Source organism: Stenotrophomonas sp. STEN018 (assembly GCF_056760235.1).
In genome coordinates this window covers 1-19,222 of the sequence record NZ_JBRREK010000029.1, presented here as the reverse complement: position 1 = coordinate 19,222, position 19,222 = coordinate 1, and the positions used below count along the sequence as shown (strand labels likewise).

Annotated in this window: 17 protein-coding genes; 7 read left to right on the top strand and 10 right to left on the bottom strand. The window is 63.9% G+C overall.

What is annotated here, in order from left to right:
* The first annotated feature begins 71 nt into the window (after positions 1-71).
* The 3 genes from ACVOMB_RS12380 (at position 72) to ACVOMB_RS12370 (ending at position 3,774) form a co-directional block, all read left to right on the top strand.
* Positions 72-2,102, top strand: coding sequence for a 2,4-dienoyl-CoA reductase FMN-binding domain-containing protein (locus ACVOMB_RS12380; RefSeq protein WP_481531456.1), 2,031 nt, complete (start codon positions 72-74; stop codon positions 2,100-2,102).
* 492 nt (positions 2,103-2,594) lie between these two features.
* Positions 2,595-3,053 carry a cell wall hydrolase gene (locus tag ACVOMB_RS12375; RefSeq protein WP_057629626.1) on the top strand — a complete coding sequence of 153 codons (459 nt, stop codon included), beginning with the start codon at positions 2,595-2,597 and terminating at the stop codon, positions 3,051-3,053.
* A gap of 103 nt (positions 3,054-3,156) precedes the next feature.
* Complete coding sequence (locus tag ACVOMB_RS12370) at positions 3,157-3,774, top strand: glutathione S-transferase N-terminal domain-containing protein (RefSeq protein WP_481531455.1); 618 nt, start codon at positions 3,157-3,159, stop codon at positions 3,772-3,774.
* A gap of 79 nt (positions 3,775-3,853) precedes the next feature.
* Here ACVOMB_RS12370 and msrA read toward each other — a convergent pair whose 3' ends face one another.
* Genes msrA through msrB form a run of 3 tightly spaced genes read right to left on the bottom strand, consistent with a single transcriptional unit; the run spans position 3,854 to position 6,896 of the window.
* A complete protein-coding gene (gene msrA / locus ACVOMB_RS12365) occupies positions 3,854-4,588 on the bottom strand; it encodes a peptide-methionine (S)-S-oxide reductase MsrA (RefSeq protein ID WP_481531454.1) in 735 nt (244 codons plus the stop codon).
* Positions 4,589-4,604: 16 nt separating this feature from the next.
* The gene (locus tag ACVOMB_RS12360; RefSeq protein ID WP_481531453.1) at positions 4,605-6,359 is read right to left on the bottom strand and encodes a cytochrome c biogenesis protein DipZ; all 1,755 of its coding nucleotides are present in this window, start codon (positions 6,357-6,359) and stop codon (positions 4,605-4,607) included.
* A gap of 33 nt (positions 6,360-6,392) precedes the next feature.
* The gene (msrB, locus tag ACVOMB_RS12355) at positions 6,393-6,896 is read right to left on the bottom strand and encodes a peptide-methionine (R)-S-oxide reductase MsrB (RefSeq protein WP_481531452.1); all 504 of its coding nucleotides are present in this window, start codon (positions 6,894-6,896) and stop codon (positions 6,393-6,395) included.
* Between the two features lie 144 nt (positions 6,897-7,040).
* Between msrB and ACVOMB_RS12350 the strand changes: the two genes are divergently transcribed.
* Together ACVOMB_RS12350 and ACVOMB_RS12345 are read left to right on the top strand one after the other, a co-directional pair.
* Positions 7,041-7,757, top strand: a complete 717-nt coding sequence (locus tag ACVOMB_RS12350) for a response regulator transcription factor (RefSeq protein WP_481531451.1) — start codon at positions 7,041-7,043, stop codon at positions 7,755-7,757.
* Positions 7,754-9,226 carry a sensor histidine kinase gene (locus tag ACVOMB_RS12345; RefSeq protein WP_481531450.1) on the top strand — a complete coding sequence of 491 codons (1,473 nt, stop codon included), beginning with the start codon at positions 7,754-7,756 and terminating at the stop codon, positions 9,224-9,226. Before ACVOMB_RS12350 ends, ACVOMB_RS12345 begins: the two co-directional genes overlap by 4 nt.
* Before the next feature lie 36 nt (positions 9,227-9,262).
* On the opposite strand, the gene ACVOMB_RS12340 is transcribed toward ACVOMB_RS12345, so the two are convergent.
* The 6 genes from ACVOMB_RS12340 to ACVOMB_RS12315 form a co-directional block, all read right to left on the bottom strand.
* Positions 9,263-10,324, bottom strand: coding sequence for a suppressor of fused domain protein (locus tag ACVOMB_RS12340; protein WP_481531449.1), 1,062 nt, complete (start codon positions 10,322-10,324; stop codon positions 9,263-9,265).
* A gap of 101 nt (positions 10,325-10,425) precedes the next feature.
* Positions 10,426-10,905: a hypothetical protein gene (locus tag ACVOMB_RS12335; protein ID WP_481531448.1), complete on the bottom strand. Its 480-nt coding sequence runs from the start codon at positions 10,903-10,905 to the stop codon at positions 10,426-10,428.
* Positions 10,906-11,048: 143 nt separating this feature from the next.
* Positions 11,049-13,001, bottom strand: coding sequence for a propionate--CoA ligase (prpE, locus tag ACVOMB_RS12330; protein WP_481531494.1), 1,953 nt, complete (start codon positions 12,999-13,001; stop codon positions 11,049-11,051).
* Positions 13,002-13,194: 193 nt separating this feature from the next.
* A complete protein-coding gene (locus ACVOMB_RS12325; protein ID WP_481531447.1) occupies positions 13,195-13,818 on the bottom strand; it encodes an RluA family pseudouridine synthase in 624 nt (207 codons plus the stop codon).
* A 470-nt stretch (positions 13,819-14,288) separates the two neighbouring features.
* The gene (locus tag ACVOMB_RS12320) at positions 14,289-15,272 is read right to left on the bottom strand and encodes a malate dehydrogenase (protein WP_346500456.1); all 984 of its coding nucleotides are present in this window, start codon (positions 15,270-15,272) and stop codon (positions 14,289-14,291) included.
* Positions 15,273-15,384: 112 nt separating this feature from the next.
* Positions 15,385-15,879, bottom strand: a complete 495-nt coding sequence (locus tag ACVOMB_RS12315) for a peptidylprolyl isomerase (RefSeq protein ID WP_057629615.1) — start codon at positions 15,877-15,879, stop codon at positions 15,385-15,387.
* A 212-nt stretch (positions 15,880-16,091) separates the two neighbouring features.
* Here ACVOMB_RS12315 and typA point away from each other — a divergent pair, with 212 nt between their 5' ends.
* Positions 16,092-17,936 (top strand): translational GTPase TypA, encoded by a 1,845-nt coding sequence (gene typA / locus ACVOMB_RS12310; protein WP_481531446.1) that lies wholly within the window; start codon positions 16,092-16,094, stop codon positions 17,934-17,936.
* A 4-nt stretch (positions 17,937-17,940) separates the two neighbouring features.
* Positions 17,941-18,417 carry a DUF2127 domain-containing protein gene (locus tag ACVOMB_RS12305; protein ID WP_481531445.1) on the top strand — a complete coding sequence of 159 codons (477 nt, stop codon included), beginning with the start codon at positions 17,941-17,943 and terminating at the stop codon, positions 18,415-18,417.
* A gap of 203 nt (positions 18,418-18,620) precedes the next feature.
* On the opposite strand, the gene ACVOMB_RS12300 is transcribed toward ACVOMB_RS12305, so the two are convergent.
* Positions 18,621-19,064, bottom strand: coding sequence for an REP-associated tyrosine transposase (locus ACVOMB_RS12300; protein ID WP_481531444.1), 444 nt, complete (start codon positions 19,062-19,064; stop codon positions 18,621-18,623).
* Between the last annotated feature and the right edge of the window lie 158 nt (positions 19,065-19,222).

Sequence of the window (19,222 nt, the reverse complement as noted above, 5' to 3'; positions counted from 1 at the left end):
CGGACGGCAAGGATTGAGGCCAGGCCGATTGCCAGTCAGAATGGGCCATTCCATACGCAAGCGTATCCAGCATGACGCCAGCCAACGACACCGCCTATCCGCACCTGTTCGCCCCGCTGGATCTGGGCTTCACCCAGCTGCGCAACCGCATCCTGATGGGTTCGATGCATACCGGGTTGGAGGACCATGCCCGCGACTTCCCCAAGCTGGCTGCCTACTTTGGCGAGCGCGCCGCTGGTGGCGCGGCATTGCTGGTCACCGGCGGCTTCGCCCCCAACGTGGTCGGCTGGCTGGCGCCGTTCGGCAGCAAGCTGTCCTGGCCGTGGGAAGTCAGCCGCCATCGTCAGGTGACTGCGGCTGTCCACGGCCATGGCGCCAAGATCTGCCTGCAGCTGCTGCATGCCGGCCGCTACGGCTATCACCCCTTGCAGGTGGCACCGTCCAAGCGCAAGGCACCGATCAACCCGTTCACTCCGCGCGCGCTGTCTGCCGGCGGCGTCGAGCGGCATATCGCCGACTACGCCCGCGCCGCCAAATACGCACGTGATGCCGGCTACGACGGCGTCGAGGTGATGGGCTCGGAAGGCTATCTGATCAACGAGTTCATCGCCCCCCGCACCAACGGCCGTCACGACGCCTGGGGCGGCGACCCAGCCAAGCGCATGCGCTTTGCGGTCGAGATCGTGCGCCGCATCCGCGAGGCCTGTGGCCCGGACTTCATCATCATCTACCGGCTGTCCTTGGTTGACTTGGTCGAGGATGGCAGCAACTGGCAGGAGATCGTGCAGCAGGCCAAGGCCATCGAAGCGGCCGGTGCGACCCTGCTCAACTCCGGCATCGGCTGGCACGAAGCCCGCATTCCAACCATCGCCACCTCGGTGCCGCGTGCGGCGTTTGCCGGAGTCACCGCCAAGCTCAAACCGCATGTCGGCATTCCTTTGATCGCCACCAACCGCATCAACATGCCGGAGGTGGCCGAAGGCATCCTCGCAGGCGGCGGTGCCGACATGGTGTCGCTGGCACGGCCACTGCTGGCCGACCCCGAGTGGCCGGCCAAGGCCAAGGCCGGCAAGCCCGAAGCGATCAATACCTGCATCGCCTGCAACCAGGCCTGCCTGGATCATGTGTTCCAGCAGAAGCGCGCCAGCTGCCTGGTCAACCCGCGCGCTGCGCATGAAACCGAGCTGGTCTACCTGCCGACCAGCGCGCCCAAACGCGTCGCGGTGGTCGGCGCCGGTCCGGCCGGGCTGGCCTGCGCCACCGTCGCCGCCAGCCGCGGCCACAAGGTGACCCTGTTTGATGCGGCCGAGGAGATCGGTGGCCAGTTCAATGTGGCCAAGCGCATCCCCGGCAAGGAGGAGTTCCACGAAACCCTGCGCTACTTCCGCCACCAGCTGGCCGAGACCGGGGTCGAGGTACGTTTGAACACCCGCGTCGATGCTGACGCACTCAACGACTTCGACGAGGTGGTGATCGCCACCGGCATCAGCCCGCGCAAGGTCAATTTCCCCGGCGCCGAGCATCCAATGGTGGTCAGCTATCTGGATGTGCTGCTGGGCCGGGTCAAGGCCGCCGACAAGGTGGCCATCATCGGTGCCGGTGGCATCGGCTTCGATGTCGGCGAGTTCCTGGTCCATGAAGGCCCGTCACCGGCGCTGGATCCGGCCCGCTGGATGGCCGAATGGGGCGTGGACGCCAGCTTCGAGAGCCGCGGCGCGCTGGCCAAGCCACAGCCGGAAGCCCCGGCCCGCAAGGCCTGGCTGCTGCAACGCAGCCCCGGCAAGCCCGGCGCCAAGCTTGGCAAGACCACCGGCTGGATCCACCGCGCCACGCTGAAGGCCAAGGGCGTGAAGATGCTCGGCGGTGTCGAGTATCTGGGCGTGGATGATGCCGGCCTGCGCATCCGCGTCGACGGTCAGGAGCAGTTGCTGGACGTCGGCACCGTGGTGATCTGTGCCGGTCAGGAGCCGCGCCGCGAGCTGGCCGATGCCCTGCAGGCCGCCGGCCGCAGCGTGCACATCATTGGTGGCGCAGATGTTGCCGCCGAACTGGATGCCAAGCGGGCAATCGACCAGGGCAGCCGTCTGGCCGCGGCGCTCTGATTTGGCAGCAAATCGATTCAACTCGTTCACACCCGGGCACTGCCAATGGGCCCGGGTTGCCCGCCCCACCCGAACTGCCTGCCAGCATGCGGGCAAACGCACAGGACCGGTAAACATCCGAAAAAGGCCGGGAAATCAGAAAAAACGCGATGTGCATCTCTTTTTCCTGGGGCACCCAGATCGCTTGCAGTGGCCTTTCCAGACCACCGAAACGAAGCTGAATGCGCAGCCTCGAACCAGATTTGACCTTGCCAACAAACCTGAATGTCAACAAGCGCCGTTCAGGATGAGTTTGGGATTGCCCCCCTACCTTGCGCCAACTTCCGCTCACCCACCAGTTCTGGTGAGCAGGCGCAGCCCTCCCCAATCTGATTGAGGGCTGCCCACGGGGCGGCCCCGATGCCAGGCCGCCTCCCCATAACGCCAAGTCGTCGCTGTCAGGTTCCCAGTTGGGAGCAGGCAGGCTGCGGCCCATACGGAGCAAGGAGATTTATGAAACTGGCTTGGATTCTTTGGTTGTCGCAGATGTTGCCGCAGCCAGCAGCCGATTCGTTGTGCTTGAGCACCACCGTCTATCTGGAAGCCCGCGACCAGACCCTTCGCGGCCAGCAGGCCGTGGCCGAAGTCGCCCTGCGGCGGCTGGACAGCGGTCTGTGGGGTGACTCGATGTGCCAGGTGGTGACCGCGCGTAAGCAGTTCGCCCCGACCCTGGTCGCCCCCGGCACCCAGCTGCGCAACAACGATGCCTGGGCTGAAGCCGTGGACGTGGCCTTTGCCGCCGAGCGTAACTGGGCCCTGCCCAATGGCCAGCGCAAGGAGATCGTGCCGGGCGCCAGCCACTTCGCCGCGCATGCCATTGCCAGCCCGAGCTGGCGCAATGCCTACCAGGTGGCCACCATCGGCGGGCACACCTTCTACAAGGTGCAATCGCTGAAGCCGCGCGCTTCCTGAGCAGGCTGAACGCGTAACGCACTGTCTGTGCCAATCATGGACACACTGCGTTACGCGCTTGTGGCGATAATGCCCGGGTCTTTCAACTCCCGAGGTAGCTCTGATGAAGCTCTATACCAAGCCCGGCGCATGTTCGCTGGCTGACCATATCGCGTTGATCTGGTCGGGCCTGCCGTTCGAGCTGCAGATCGTGGACTACGCCACGATGAAGTCGCCCGAGTACCTGAAGATGAACCCGGCCGGCGCCGTGCCGATGCTGGAAGACGGCGGCTGGATCCTGACCCAGAACGCGGCCATCCTGCATTACATCTGCGACAAGGCCCCGGCTGCCGGTCTGGACGGCGGCAGCGACCCGCGTACGCGTGCCGAGGTCAACCGCTGGCTGTCCTTCGTCAACGCCGACCTGCACCCGACCTACTACCCGATCTTCGGCTCGACCAAGTACCTGGAAGACGAGGCGGTCATCGCCCGCACCCAGGAAAACTCGCGGCAGAAGCTCAGTGCCCTGTACCAGCGCATCAATGACCGTCTGGCCGACGTCGACTGGCTGGGCGGCACCCCGCGTGCCTCGATCGCCGATGCCTACACCTACGTGACCCTGCGCTGGGCACGTGGCCTGAAGCTCGATCTGGCCGGCATGGACGCACTGGACCGCTTCGAGCAGCGCATGCTGGCCGATCCGGCCGTGCAGGCCGCACTCAAGGCCGAAGGCCTGAGCTGATTCAAGGCATACGATCTGAACAAACACGGGCCGCCGGTTGCATGACCGGCGGCCCGTTGCGTTTGTGGCGTTCCCGCTGCTATCGCGCCGACAAGCTCATCACCAGCCGCGGCCGTTCGCGATACAGCGCCGGATATTGCTGCTTCAACGCGGCGACCTTTGGAAGGTCATTGATGCGGATGTAAGCCGCCTCCGGATGCAGCGTCAGATAGTTCTGGTGATAGCCCTCGGCCGCATGAAACACCTTGCCGCCGTCCACCTGGGTGACCAGCGGCGCGGTGAACACCGCACTGCGCTGCAGCTGCGCGATATAGGCGCGGGCCGCATCACGCTGGGCGGCATCATCTGCATAGATGGCCGAACGGTACTGGCTGCCATGGTCCGGCCCCTGCCGGTTGAGCTGGGTCGGATCGTGCACCACCGAGAAGAACACCTGCATCAACTGCCCGTAACTGACCTGTGAGGGGTCGTAGCTGACCTGCACGGCTTCGGCGTGGCCGCTGCCGCCACTGCTCACCCGCGTATACGTGGCATCGGCAGCGCTGCCACCGATGTAGCCGGATACCGCATTGTCCACGCCGGTGATGTGCTGGAACACGCCCTGCACGCCCCAGAAACAGCCGCCGGCAAACACCACCCGCGCCTGTTTGACACCGTTCTGGTGCAGATCAGCAGCGCCAGTAGGCGCTGGCAACTTGACCAACACCGGCGCTGCCTGCACGGTGCGATCCAGAGTGAACACTGCAGCCAGCAACAGTCCAGCAACCAGCGCCGCGATGCTGCCGGCGACAAGCTTGTCCGTGGCGATTTTCATCACGTGTTCCCTCCAATCAACCGAAAGTGAAGGCGTAGGCGCGCACGCCCGGATCGAGGAACTCGATCTCGAATGTGCGTTCGCGCACCTCGCCGTTCTGGCGGATCAACTGATACAGGCGGTTCTGATCCACCTTGCCCTCGCCCTGCGCTGATACATCACTACCGGCCGCTGCCTGCGGTGGCTGGCCATCGATGCGCACACGGAAACGCACCGGCCGCATCGGGTCCTGCGGCGCCAGCACCAGATGCAGGTCACGGGCATGGAAGCGGAATGCGATGCGCCCGCCCGCCTGCTGCAACTGCGCATCTTCCTCGCCGACGATCCAGCGCCCGCCCAGTGCCCATTGATTGAGCTGCAGCTGCATCGGCACGGCGTAATCGCTGACCTGCCCAGCCTGCATGCCGCCCGGCGAGGCGAAGTGCTCGGCACGGCCATGGCCGATATAGGTTTCCGGCGACTTCAAACTGCTCATGTCCGCCTGCCGCTCAACGCCGCTGGCCGCCATGCGCATTGCTGGTGCCGCGTCGCCCGGCAAGCTGTTGCCAGCCTCGCGCAGCAGCTGACGGATGATCTGCTCGGACTGCTCGTAATTGCCTTCACCAAAGTGATGGGCACGGATGCGTCCCTGTGCATCGATGAAGTAATGCGCCGGCCAGTACTTGTTGTTGAAGCCGCGCCAGATCGCGAAATCATTGTCGATGGCGACCGGGTACGTGACCTTCAGATCAGCAACCGCGCGCTGCACATTGCGAAGGTCGCGCTCAAAGGCGAACTCCGGCGCATGTACGCCGATCACCACCAGTCCATGATCCTTGTAGCGCTCGGCCCAGTCGCGTACATACGGCATCGCACGCAGGCAGTTGATGCAGGAGTAGGTCCAGAAATCGACCAGCACCACCTTGCCGCGCAGCTGCTGCGCATCCAGCGGCGGGCTGTTGAGCCAACCGGTAGCACCGGCCAGTGATGGCAGCTCACCTTCCACCGGCAGGCTGGCATCGCCCTTGGCGTCGCCCGCCATCATCATCATTGCCGGACCTGCTGCCGGCTGTTGCGTAGGCAGCGCATCCAGCAGCTTCTGCTCCAGCCTGGCCGTGCTGACCGTCGACAGCCGCGTCAGCAGGCCGGTATCCCAACCCATCGCGATTGCCAGCACCGCCAGCAAGGCAGCAATGCCCAGCCCGCGGCGGATCCATTCGCCCACCCCCAGCCGCCGCTTCAAGGCGCTGAACACGCGCCCGCCTATCCACACCGCCAACGCCAGCGAAGTCGCTGCGCCCAGCGCATAGGCCAGCAGCAAGCCGGTCGTACCGACATTGGCTCCCTGCAGCGCCGCGCCGGTCAGGATCAGGCCAAGGATGGGGCCTGCGCACGGCGCCCATAGCAGGCCGGTGGCCACGCCGATCAGCAGGGAGCTGAGCACGCCCCCCTGCCCCGCATCGGCGGCTGCGCCCAGGCGCACGCCCAGGCGCTGCAGCGGCGCCAACAAGCGATCCGCCAATGCCGGCCACAGCAGCGCGACGGCGAACAACGCCATCACCACCAGCGCGATCCAGCGCCCGATCTGGTTGGCCTGCACCACCCACTGACTGCCCACCGCGGCCAGACTGGCGACCACTGCGAACATCAGCGCCATGCCCACCAACAGCGGCAGCCCGCTACGCAGGAACGGCCGGTCAGCGCGCGCGAATACGAAGGGCAGCACCGGCAGGATGCAGGGGCTGAGCAGGGTAAGTACGCCGCCGAGATAGGCAAGTACCAACAGGAACATGGAAGCATCCTTCTTGAAAGTGAAAGGCGGCGCTCAGGCCGCGACGAACTGCAGGGCCACGCCGTTCATGCAGTAACGCAGGCCGGTCGGGCGGGGGCCGTCTTCGAATACATGGCCCAGGTGGCCGCCACAGCGCCGGCAATGCACCGCTACCCGGGTCATGCCGAAGGTGGTGTCGCGGTCCTCGCCTACCGCGCCGTGCAACGGCGCCCAGAAGCTGGGCCAGCCGGTACCGCTGTCGAACTTGGTGGCCGAGGAGAACAGCGGCAGCGCGCAGCCAACGCAATTGAAGGTGCCGCGCCGGTGCTCGTTGTTGAGCGGGCTGGTGAAGGCCCGCTCGGTGCCCTGCTGGCGCAGCACCGTGTACTGCGCGGGGCTGAGCAGCTGCCGCCATTGGGCATCGCTGTGCATCACTTCGAACACGGCACTGCGTGCAGGTGCTGCCGGCGCCGGGCCATTGCAGGCAGTCAGGCCCAACACACCAGCGGCGGCGGCCATACCGCCGATACCAAGCAGCTTGCGACGGGTGAGCGACATGGGCGTTCTCCAGCCAGGGACGATGTGGCCATGCTGCGCCCGGGCAGGTCAACGAATCCTCACGCAGAGTTAAATTCTTCGTGACACATCGGCGCGCCTGTCCAAGCACAATGCCAGCCACCCCTACAGCGGCCGCAGGCGTCGATGAGCAGCAAACGCATCCTGATCGTCGAAGACGATGTCCATATCGCCAACCTGCTGCGCATGCATCTACGTGACGAAGGCTATGACGTCACCCATGCGGCCAGCGGCGATGAAGGCGTGCGCCTGCTGGAAAGCGGGCAATGGGACGCGCTGGTGCTGGACCTGATGCTGCCCGGCGTGGATGGTCTGGAAATCTGCCGCCGCGCCCGCGCGATGACCCGCTACACCCCGATCATCATCACCAGTGCGCGCGCCAGCGAACTGCACCGCATCCTCGGTCTGGAACTGGGTGCCGACGACTACCTGACCAAGCCATTCTCGATGCTGGAGCTGGTCGCGCGGGTGAAGGCCCTGCTGCGTCGAGTCGAGGCGATGGCACAGAACGCACGCATCGATGCCGGCGCAATCGAGGTTGCGGGCCTGCGCATCGATCCGGTCGCGCGCACCGCACAGGTTGAAACGCGCCCGCTGGAACTCACCCCGCGCGAATTCGACCTGCTGTATTTCTTCGCCCGCCATCCGGACCAGGTTTACTCGCGGATGGAGCTGCTCAACCAGGTCTGGGGCCATCAACACGATGGCTACGAACACACCGTCAACACCCACATCAATCGGCTGCGCAACAAGATCGAGCACGACCCGGCAGCGCCGAAACGCATTCTTACGGTGTGGGGGCGTGGCTACAAACTGGCGGCCGACGACGGGAGCACGGCATGAACCGGCTGACGCTTTCGCAGCGATTGACGCTGGTGTTCTGTGCGCTGCTGTTGATCTGCTGCGGCGCGCTGGCGTGGATACAGATGCGCAGCAACCGCATGCACGAGCAGGAAACCGTGCAGCGTCTGTCACGCGGCCTGGCCGAGCACATCGCCCGTAGCGGCGAGCTGATGGATGCACGCGGTATCCGCGACGGCGAAGTGCGTGCACTGTTCGGCAAGCTGATGTCGGTCAATCCCAGCGTCGAGGTCTATCTACTCGACGACGAGGGCCGCATCCTCGGCCATGATGCGCCGGAAGGCCATCTAAAACGTAATCGCGTCGATCTGGCGCCGGTGCAGGCGCTACTCAACGGCGGAAAGCTGCCGATCTTCGGCGACGACCCGCGCAGCAGCAGCGGCCGCAAGGTATTCAATGCCGCGCCACTACGGGTGCAGGGTCGTCAGGTCGGCTACATCTACGTGGTGCTGGTCGGCGAGCAGCGCGAAGCACTGGCCGCGGACATCGCCGCAAACGCCAACCTGCGTACCACGCTGTGGTCGTTGGCAATCGTGGCGGTTATCGGCTTACTGGCCGGGGTGGTCGCGTTCCGCTGGGTGACCCGGCCGCTTCGTCAATTGACCCGTCGCATCCAGTTCTTCGATGTCGACAGCGCTGACCCGCGCCTGCCCTTGCCACCCACACCACTACGTGCCGGTGAGCGTGATGAGCTGAGCATCCTGCAACACAGCTTTGCCCATCTAAGCCAACGCGTGGGCGAGCAATGGCAGCAACTGCGGCAGCAGGATCTGCAGCGCCGCGAACTGGTCGCCAATCTGTCGCATGACCTGCGCACGCCGCTGTCGTCATTGCATGGCTACCTGGAAACCCTCGCGCTCAAAGATGCCAGCCTCAGCACCGAGGAGCGCCAGCGCTATCTGGCCATCGCCCTGTCACAGAGCCACAAGGTTGGTCGGCTTGCGCAGGCTTTGTTCGAGCTGGCGCGCCTGGAACACGGCGGCGTGGTGCTGGAACTGCAGGCGTTCTCGTTGCCGGATCTTGTCCAGGACGTCTTCCAGAAATTCGAACTGGCCGCGCAATCACGCCAGCAGCGGCTTGAAGCAGTGATTCCCGCCGGCCTGCCGCCGGTGGAAGCTGACCTCGGCCTGATCGAGCGGGTGCTGACCAACCTGCTCGACAACGCGATCCGGCATACGCCGGCAGGCGGGCGCATCACGGTGACGTTGCGCGCACTCGATGGCGATGTGCAGGTCAGTGTCTCCGACACCGGCCCGGGTATTCCAGCAGCGCGCCGCGATCAACTGTTCAGCACACTACCGGCGCTGGGCAGCCAGCGCCCGGACAGTGGCGGTCTGGGCCTGTTGATCGTGCACCGCATCCTGCAGCTGCACCATCGCCAGATCCGCCTGCTCGACAGCGACGAAGGCGCAGCCTTCGAGTTCTCCTTGCCCACTGCGCGTCACCGATAACCACGCTGCGCAATGAGAGCCGCAGCGGCCGCGGGGTCAACCGATCTCGCGGATCACGCCACCTTGTCCATCGCGCAGCAAGGTCGGCCTTATCTCGATCTGCAGCTTGCCACCCGGCAGCGGGTACAAGCCGCGTTCGGCACGCACGCTGTCCAGCATTGCCTGCAGGCTGGCATCGGACAGCACACAGCGCGCGCTGTCGTCATCGCTCTGCAAGTCATCCGCCAAACCCGGCTCGAAACGCCACTGACGTTCCTTGCCGAGTATCACCAACGGCTTGTCATGCCGCAGGCGCAGCGGCAGCAGCTCAAGCACGCTGGCAACCTGCCCCGCGCCCAGCACCAACGTGGTGGTTGCGTCTTCAACTGACCACTCCAACGTATCCACGAACAACATGCCGGTACTGGAGCCCTCACGCTGGCTGCCGGCTTCCAGCTGCGCGGCAATCCCCGGATCAGCCAGCAGGGAATCGCGCTCCAGCTCGGTGATCCATAGCGGCATTGCCTGCTCCATGACAGCCAATGCGCCGAGCGTGGACCAGCGTTTGATCGCCGCCACCTCGTCGTCGGTCACCCCCACCAGCTGCAGGAAGTTCAGACGACCGTTGGCGGTGTCGATAGCCGGCAGCTGTGGATCGGCGACAAAGGCAAGGTGCCGCAGCTTGGTATCGGTATCCAGCGCGATTGGGCCATTGGCATCGAGATGATGCCCGGCCTCGAATACATTGCCGCTGCTGAAGACGTAGCGCGCAAGGTTCTGCATCAGGTTCATCGGCCACGCCGGTGGTTCACTGTGTTTGCTGTCACCTGCCTGTGCAGCAAGACGGAACGTCAGCTCGAAACCAAAACCACTTTCCTGCGGGTCATCGCTCTGCTTGTCGTACAGCTCGGAAAAGCCGTAGCTGACGTAATGCCAATGCGGACGCGGCGACTCGCTCCAATAGACGCTGATGCCGTCCAGCGGATCGTTGCCACCCAGCGTATGCGACAGCAGCGTGCCGAAGTGCCGCGGCTCCTGCCCAGGGTATAGCGCGGCCATTGCCGCGTTGATCGCATCCCAACCCGCAGTACTGATTTCGCCGCTGTTTTCCTGTGCCATGCAGGGCACTCCCATGATCAACCTGCCACCATGATAGTGCCCACGCATGGCGGTGGCGGCCCATTGCTACAGCCGCGCCGCAAACCTCAGCCAATAAACCCTCAACCAACAACCAGGGCGCGCGTCTCCTCCAACCAGCGGCTGGCAAATGCCGGGCTCTTGGCCTTGCCCAGCGCCTTGGCCAGCTCCGGCCACAACTGCTCCAGGCTTACCGCGGTCTTGCTGCGATCGATCTTCAGCTGGATCAGATAGCCCTTCAGGCCCAGATGCTTGCGCACCGACTCGGCCATCCAGTCGCGCAGCTGCTGGTAACGCAGCGGATCGTCACCGAGCTGGGTAGTCATTGGCAGCACCGGTGCTTTTTCAGCACTGCCGGCGACCGCGTCGATCAGCTGCAATGCCGCCAGTTGCGTCAATACGTCATCCGGCGCGCGCAGGCCCTGCGCCATCTGTTGCAACTCGCGCTCATCGCGCTGCCCGTCGACCAGCAACAGCACCGAACGTAATCCCGGCGCCAGCTTCAAGCCACGGTTCTCGATCTCCAGACGGCCAGCGGCCGTCTTGGCATAGATGAATGCCATTCCCCCCCTCCCTCTTTTGTGCATCGCAATACGGTACGCGCGCATCTTTCAGGAGCCCCCGCTCCCGAACATGCCAAGCATCTGCCCGCGTACCGCCCCCTTGCGATCACCACCGCACAGCGGCTTTTCAGCCCAGCTGCACGCTATTTCCCCAGCGCGCGGCGGATTTCCTCCAGTGCGCCCGGGTCGTCGAGTGTCGACAGATCGCCCGGGTCACGCCGTTCCGCCAGTGCCTGCAATGAACGCCTCAGCAGCTTACCCGAACGGGTCTTGGGAAGCGCATTGACGATATGTACCTGCGCCGGCCGCGCCACCGCGCCCAGCGAAGCTGTGACCTGCTGCATCATTTCCGCAGCCAGCTGCTCGCCATCGTCGTTGGGCTTGGCTTGCTTCAAGGTGACGAAGACCAGCGGCACCTGCCCCTTCAGTTCATCATGCACACCGATCACAGCCGCCTCGGCAACGCGCGGATGCGCGGAGATGGCCTCCTCGATCTCGCGCGTACCCAGCCGGTGCCCGGCGACGTTGATCACGTCATCGGTGCGGCCAAGGATGAAGGTGTAGCCGTCTTCGTCGCGGATGGCCCAGTCCAGCGAGCTGTACAGCAACTCCTTGAAGTGACCGAAGTAGCTTTTCAGGAAACGCTCGTCGTCGTTCCAGATCGTGCTCATGCAGCCCGGCGGCAACGGCGGCTGGATCACCAGCACGCCTTTCTGCCCGGGTGGCACTTCCGCGCCGCTCTGCTCATCGATGATCTTCATTTTGTAGCCAAGATTTGGAAAGCCCGGTGAACCGAACTTCACCGGCTTCATATCCAGACCTGGCAACAAGGTCAATGCCGGCCAACCGGTTTCGGTCTGCCAATAATTGTCGATGACCGGTTTGTGCAGCGCGCCGGTGATCCACTTCGCCGTCGGCTCATCCAACGGCTCGCCGGCCAGGAACAGGTACTTCAGCTCGGACAGATCATGCCGATCGATGAAATCCACGTCATGCTTCTTCAACACGCGGATCGCGGTTGGTGAGGAGAACATCGTGCGCACGCCGTACTGCTCGCACAGCGCCCACCAGATGCCGGCATCGGGATTGATCGGCAGGCCTTCGTACAACAGCGAGGTGCAGCCACCAATCAACGGGCCATAGACGTTATAGGAATGGCCAACCGCCCAGCCGACATCGGAGGTTGAGAACATCACCTGCCCCGGCGCGCAATCAAACACTGTGCGCATCGACTGCGCCATTGCCACTGCGTAACCACCCACATCGCGTTGCACACCCTTGGGCTTGCCGGTGGTCCCGGAGGTATACAGCAGATAGCTTGGTTCGTTGGACTCCAGCCATTGCACCGGCACCTCGACATCACCGACCTGCGCACGCAGCGCAGCGTAGTCTTCGTCACGACCGGGGATACGCGGTTCGGCCGCATCCAGACCACGTGAGACGATCAATACTTTCGGTGGCGGGGCAGTGGCTTCGGCGCATGCCGCATCCACCATCGCCTTGTACGGAATCACCTTGCCACCGCGCATGCCGGCATCGGCGGCGATCAGCAGTTTGGGTTTTGCATCGTCGATGCGCAGTGCCAGGTTATGCGCGGCAAAGCCACCGAAGACAACGGAATGCACTGCGCCAATCCGCGCGCAGGCCAGCATCGCGAACACCGCCTCGGCCATGTTCGGCATGTAGATGACGACGCGATCACCGCGGCCGACATCGAGCTTGAGCAGCACCGCAGCGAAGGCATTCACTTCGCGATGGAGATCGCGGTAAGTGAGCTCGCGGGTGACATTGGTTTCGGTGGAGATGGCGACCAACGCAAGCTGGTCGGCGCGCTCGGCCAGATGCCGGTCCACCGCGTTGTAGCAGAGGTTGGTTTCACCACCGACGAACCAGCGCCGGAACGGCGGATTGGAGTAATCCAGGATCTGTTGCGGCGGGCGATGCCAATGGATCGCCTTGGCTTCTTCGGCCCAGAAAGCTTCCGGCTCCTCAATGGAACGGCGGTAGATCTGCTCGTACTGCACGACACCCTCCGGTAACTGCCTGGCTGTGTGCCGAGCATAGTCCGCAGGATGGGTTGGACTCCTTGCGACGATGGTCTTAAGACCAAAGGCTTGGAGGCGGAAATTTCGGGACTACGGGCCTTGGGCGACGAGCTAGAAGCTTGCCCTCACCCCAACCCCTCTCCCGCGCGCGGGAGAGGGGCTCGGATCGCGTCGGCTGCAAGTCTCCCGTTTACGGGAGAGGGGTTGGGGTGAGGGGAAGCTTCTAACAAGAACAGCCTCAGCCTTAGAAAGGGCACTCCGAAACAAACTCCAGCGCCACCCCAGTCAGCGGATGCACAAACCCCAAGCGCCGCGCATGCAGGCATACCCGCAACGCAGGCCGCGCGTCATACATCACATCGCCCACGATCGGATGGCCAATGCTGGCCAGGTGCAGCCGCAATTGATGGCTGCGCCCGGTCACCGGCTCCAGCGCAAGCCGCGTGGTCTGCGCAGCCGCATCGCGCGCTACTACCCGCCAACGCGTCAACGACGGCTTACCCAGTTCAAAGTTCACCATCTGTTTCGGCCGGTTCGGCCAATCACAGATCAGCGGCAGATCAATCTCGCCCGATTCGCCCTCGACCAATCCCTGCACCAGCGCCTCGTAGCGTTTGCTGACCTGGCGCTGCTCAAACAGCTTGGACAAGGCAATCTGCATCGCCTTGCCACGTGCATACAGCATCAAGCCCGAGGTCACCTGGTCCAGCCGATGCACGGTCAGCGCATCCGGGAATTCCAGCTGCAAACGCGAGACAACGCAGTCCTGGTTTTCCGCCAGACGCCCAGGCACGGACAGCAGCCCGGCCGGCTTCTCCGCCACCAGCAGCGCCTCATCGATGTAGTGCAAAGCGATCTTGTCAGTCATATCAAAAAGCAAAATGTAGTGTCGAGCCATGCTCGGCAGAGGCCTTACCAGGCATGCGTCAGAAACATCGCCGAACCGCGAGCCATGGCCGCATCAGCCGGCAAAAAGCTTACCCCTCCCCAGCCCTCCCCTTCGCTCCGCGAAAGGGAGGGAGCGTAGTGCCGAGCCATGCTCGGCAGAGGCCTTACCAGGCATGTGTCAGAAACATCGCCGAATCGCGAGCCATGGCCGCATCAGCCGGCAAAAAGCTTACCCCTCCCCAACCCTCCCCTTCGCTCCGCGAAAGGGAGGGAGCGTAGTGCCGAGCCATGCTCGGCAAAGGCCGCAGCCCTGTAGTGCCGAGCCATGCTCGGCAGAGGCTTCACTCGTAGAGCCCCAGCCGAGCATGGCTCGGCACTACAACAAACAACAAATAAAAAACGGGGAAGCCGAAGCTTCCCCGTTCCTTGCATCACGTCAACCGCCAGCCGTTACAGCAGGTCGGCAACGCCAGCGCGCTCTTCTTCCAGCTCGCCCAGGGTGATGTCGATGTACTTCTTGGAGAAGTCGTCGATCGGCAGATCCTTGACGATGGTGTACTCGCCGTTCTCGGTGGTTACCGGGAAGCCGAACACGACGCCTTCCGGAATGCCGTAGGAACCATCGGACGGCACGCCCATGGTCACCCACTTGCCGTTGCTGCCCAGCACCCAGTCATGCACGTGGTCGATGGCGGCGTTGGCAGCCGAAGCGGCCGAGGACAGGCCACGGGCGGCGATGATCGCTGCGCCGCGCTTGCCGACGGTCGGGATGAAGGTGTTGGCGTTCCATTCCTGATCGTTGATCAGCTCGCCGACCTTGGCACCGCCGGTGGTGGCGAAGCGGTAGTCCGGGTACATGGTCGGGCTGTGGTTGCCCCACACGGTGAAGTGCTCGAAGCTCTCCACGGTCTTGCCGGTCTTGGCGGCCAGCTGGCTCAGGGCGCGGTTGTGGTCCAGGCGCAGCATGGCGGTGAAGTTGCGCGGGTTCAGGTCCGGCGCCGACTTCATTGCGATGTAGGCATTGGTGTTGGCCGGGTTACCGACCACCAGTACCTTCACATCACGCTTGGCAACGGCGTTCAGCGCCTTGCCCTGCACGGTGAAGATCTTGGCGTTCTCGAGCAGCAGGTCCTTGCGCTCCATGCCCGGGCCGCGCGGACGCGCGCCAACCAGCAGGGCCACGTCGACGTCCTTGAAGGCCACCAGCGGGTCAGCGGTGGTCACCACGCCAGCCAGCAGCGGGAATGCGCAGTCTTCCAGTTCCATGACCACACCCTGCAGGGCGGCCTGGGCCTTTTCGTTGTCGATTTCGAGCAGCTGCAGGATGACCGGCTGATCCTTGCCCAGCATTTCGCCAGAAGCGATGCGGAACAGCAGTGCATAACCGATATTGCCGGCAGCGCCGGTTACGGCAACACGAACGGGTGCTTTCATGGGGGTTTCCTCTGCTAAGAAGCGGTTGTGGGGGTAAGGCCGGGCAGGCGCAGGCGCGCTGGCCAGGCTGGAATCAGAAACGGCCACCTTGTCAGGTGGCCGTCGGCGTCAATCAGGCGGCGAGGATCTTGTTCCACTCGGCGACGCGGTCGGCCTTGGCGGCCAGCACGGCGTCGGTATCGCCTTCCAGGGTGATCTTGTTGATCGCATCGCCCTGCTGGATCGCGTCAACCACGTCCAGGCCTTCGAGCACCTTGCCAAACACGGTGTGCTTGCCATCGAGCCAGTCGGTCTTGATGTGGGTGATGAAGAACTGGCTGCCGTTGGTGTTCGGACCGGCATTGGCCATGGACAGCACGCCGCGCTCGTGGCGCACGCCGTTCTTGGTCTCGTCTTCAAAACGGTAGCCCGGGCCGCCACGGCCGGAGCCTTCCGGGCAGCCGCCCTGGACCATGAAATCAGCGATCACACGGTGGAACGCCAGGCCGTCATAGAAGCCATGCTTCACCAGGTTGACGAAGTTGGCCACGGTCAGCGGTGCCTTGTCGGCATACAGCTCGACCTTGATCGGGCCGCGGGAGGTGTCGAAATTGGCGATCAGCGACATGGAAATCCTTAGTAAAGAAGACGACTCTCAATAGCCAGCTAGTTTACACCCGGCTCCGCCCGTGCTGCTGCTCCTCCGCAGCAGCTTGAACCGCGGAAGGCTGAATGGGCAATCAGACGAGTCTGAACGGCAGTTTTCGCACAACGGCCACATAGCGCTATAATGCTGGACTCATTTTCCCCATTTCACGGCACCGGCTGGCCGTCTTTCGCATGTCCATCGAAAATCTTCGCAACATCGCCATCGTCGCCCACGTCGATCATGGCAAGACCACCCTCGTCGACCAGCTGCTCAAGCAGTCCGGCACCCTGTCCGAGCGCACGGTACTTGCCGAGCGCGTGATGGACAGCAACGACCAGGAAAAGGAACGCGGCATCACCATCCTGGCCAAGAACACGGCCATTACCTGGGAAGACAAGAAGACCGGCATCAAAAACCGGATCAACATCGTCGACACCCCGGGACACGCCGACTTCGGCGGCGAGGTGGAGCGCGTGCTGTCGATGGTCGACACCGTGCTGATCCTGGTCGACGCGATGGACGGCCCGATGCCGCAGACCCGCTTCGTCACCCAGAAGGCCTTCGCGATGGGCTTCAAGCCGATCGTCGTGGTCAACAAGGTTGACCGCCCGGGCTCGCGTCCGGAGTGGGTGATCGACCAGGTGTTCGACCTGTTCGACAAGCTCGGCGCCACCAATGAGCAGCTCGACTTCCCGATCGTCTACGCCTCGGCCCTGAACGGCTATGCCGGCCTGGAAGACACCGTGCGTGACGGCGACATGACCGCGCTGTACGAAGCCATCATGCAGCACGCGCCGAAGCCGGAAGTCGACCCGGAAGGCCCGTTCCAGATGCGCATCAGCCAGCTGGACTACAACAACTTCGTCGGCGTCATCGGCATCGGCCGCATCCAGCGTGGCACCCTGAAGAAGGGCATGCAGGTTGCAGTGATCGACCGTGAAGGCAAGAAGCGCAACGGCAAGGTCGGCCAGGTACTGGGCTTCCTGGGCCTGGAGCGCATCGAGCAGGACACCGCCGAAGCCGGCGATATCGTTGCCATCTCCGGCATCCCGGAACTGACCATCTCCGACACCCTGTGCCACCCGGAAACCCCGGAAGCACTGCCGGCGCTGACCGTTGACGAGCCGACCATCTCGATGACCTTCCAGGTCAACAACTCGCCGTTCGCAGGCAGCAAGGACCTGTCCGGCGGCAAGTTCCTGACCAGCCGCCAGCTCAAGGACCGTCTGGACCGCGAGCAGGTCCACAACGTGGCCCTGAAGGTGGAACAGCTGGAAGACGCCGACAAGTTCCTGGTCTCCGGCCGTGGCGAGCTGCACCTGTCGGTGCTGATCGAAACCATGCGTCGTGAAGGCTACGAGCTGGCCGTGTCGCGCCCGGAAGTCATCATCAAGCAGATCGACGGCCAGGCCATGGAGCCGATCGAGCAGCTGGTGGTGGACATCGAAGAAATCCATCAGGGCGGCGTGATGGAAAAGCTGGGCTCCCGCAAGGGCCTGCTGAAGAACATGGAATCGGACGGCAAGGGTCGCGTGCGCCTTGAGTACCAGATCCCGGCCCGCGGCCTGATCGGCTTCCAGAACGAGTTCAAGACCCTGACCCAGGGTTCTGGCCTGCTGTTCCACGTGTTCGACCACTACGGCCCGAAGGAACAGGGCGCCATCGCCAAGCGCCAGAACGGCGTGATGATCGCCAATGCTGCAGGTGCCACCCCGGCCTACTCGCTTGGACCGTTGCAGGAACGCGGCAAGCTGTTCGCCGCCGAAGGCGACAACGTGTATGAAGGCCAGCTGGTCGGCATCCACTCCAAGGACAACGACCTGACCGTCAACGCCATCAAGACCAAGCCGCTGACCAACATGCGCGCTTCGGGCAAGGATGACGCGATCCAGCTGACCCCGGCGATCAAGTACTCGCTGGAACAGGCACTGGACTTCATCGAGGACGACGAGCTGGTCGAGATCACGCCGAAGGAAATCCGCCTGCGCAAGAAGGGTTTGACCGAAAGCGAGCGCAAGAAGTCTTCGCGCGGCTGATGCGTTGACCAGCAACACGCCCTACAACCCGGATCCGCATGCGCATCCGGGACTGGCAGCCATCGCGCTGCTGGAAGCGGGAAAGGCCGTACTGGCCTTTCTCGCTGCGGCTGGCCTGGAAATCTCCGGGCCGGCTCCGCTTCGCAACATCATCAATGCCTTGATCCACCGCGCAGGTGGTGACCCCGAGAACGGCGCGTTCTCGTCGCTGCTGGGCATGATCACCCCCGACACCGTTCACCTCGGCGCCGCTGTACTGGTCGGCTACGGGCTGCTGCGCGTGCTGGAAGCGTGGGGTTTGTGGCGCGCCAAGGCCTGGGCCTCATGGCTGGGCTGCATCTCCGCCGCGCTCTACCTGCCGCTGGACTTCTACGCCATCGTCAAACACCCCGGCTGGGCCTCGTGGCTACTGCTGGCGGTCAACATACTGGTCGTCTGGGTATTGGCCCGCGACCTGGGCAAGCGTCACCGCAAGCGCTGACGCTTCACCTGTAGTGCCGAGCCATGCTCGGCATGAGGCTTGCCCAGCAATCCCGAACACCTCACCTGTAGTGCCGAGCCACGCTCGGCAAGAGGCTTGCCCAGCAACCTCGAACGCCTCACCTGTAGTGCCGAGCCATGCTCGGCATTTCGCATTATCGGTAACGCCTCTGCCGAGCATGGCTCGGCACTACATTCAGAGCATCAGAGCTGCCAGCCCCATCTGCACCACGCATACGGATAATCCTGCGGGCGCTCGCAGAGCCCGGCTCGCACCGGGTTATGCAGCAGGTAGTTGGCGACGCCCCGCAGCGACTCATCACGCCTGATTGCATGATCGTGATAGCCGGTCTGCCAGATTGATCCTGCACCGCCGATGGCCCTTGCTGAGCGCGATTTCAGGCGCTGCAAGCATGCCCCCAGTGATCCGGATTGAAGCTGTAGCAGCAAATGCAGGTGATTGGGCATCACCACCCAGGCAAGGCTGTGGGTGATGCCAGCGAGTTCGCAATGATGGAGCGCTTCGATCACCTGCTCAGCGTTCTTCGGCCGAGCAAACAGCGGTACGCGCCCGGCAGTTACCGTGGTGATTGAATAGATGCTGTTGGGCAGCGATACGCGCCCGAGGCGCAATTTTGGACTGGACATCGCTGCAGCCTGAGGCCGGCGATCTAGTAGGTCCGTCAGGGATTCAAGGCTACACCTGTAGTGGGGGGGGGGGGGGGGGGGGGGGGGGGGGGGGGGGGGGGGGCAGGAGGGGCGGGGGGGGGCCGCGGGGGGGGGGGGGGGGGGGGGGGCGGGGGCGG